This is a genomic window from Streptomyces hazeniae, from assembly GCF_031845485.1.
In the GTDB taxonomy this organism is placed as follows: Bacteria; Actinomycetota; Actinomycetes; order Streptomycetales; family Streptomycetaceae; genus Streptomyces; species Streptomyces hazeniae.
Genome location: NZ_JAVREQ010000124.1, coordinates 1 through 479, shown reverse-complemented (window position 1 = coordinate 479; position 479 = coordinate 1). Strand labels below are relative to the sequence as shown.

General features: G+C 65.1%; 1 protein-coding gene. It reads right to left on the bottom strand.

The genetic code is table 11. From position 1 onward, the window contains the following. Positions 1-298: 298 nt before the first annotated feature. On the bottom strand, positions 299-479 hold a 181-nt coding region (locus RM572_RS28915; protein WP_311676323.1), incomplete at its 5' end, for a pirin-like C-terminal cupin domain-containing protein.

Here is a 479-nt window from a genome sequence, read left to right as displayed (position 1 = left end):
ACCCAGAGCAACCTCGATTCGGTCTGTACGCACCTCGACGTCACCAGCAGGCTCTTGACAAAGATCCATCCCAACCGCGCCAGCAGCCGGATCACAGTGGCTCACCTCGACGAGCTGCGCCGGCGAATCGGCGGTGATCAGCGCAACGGGCAGAGCCCCGAACCCAAGGTCTCCACGAACCAGACCAACGGGTCCTCCCCGAACCAGACCAACGGGTCGTCCCCCAAAACGACTGCCGGACAGCCTAAGCCGCCCAGTCGCAGACCGGGCGGCGTCGTTATTTCCGGGTAGTTGGCTGTCAGCTCAGGGGCCGGTGCGGCATGAGCGCATTCGGCGGGATCTGGCCGAACTTGCCCGCCTGGTAGTCCTCCAGCGCCTGGATGAGCTCGGACTTCGAGTTCATCACGAACGGGCCGTAGTGGAAGACCGGTTCCCGGATCGGCTGACCGCCCAGCAGCAGAACCTCCATCGCGGGCCGG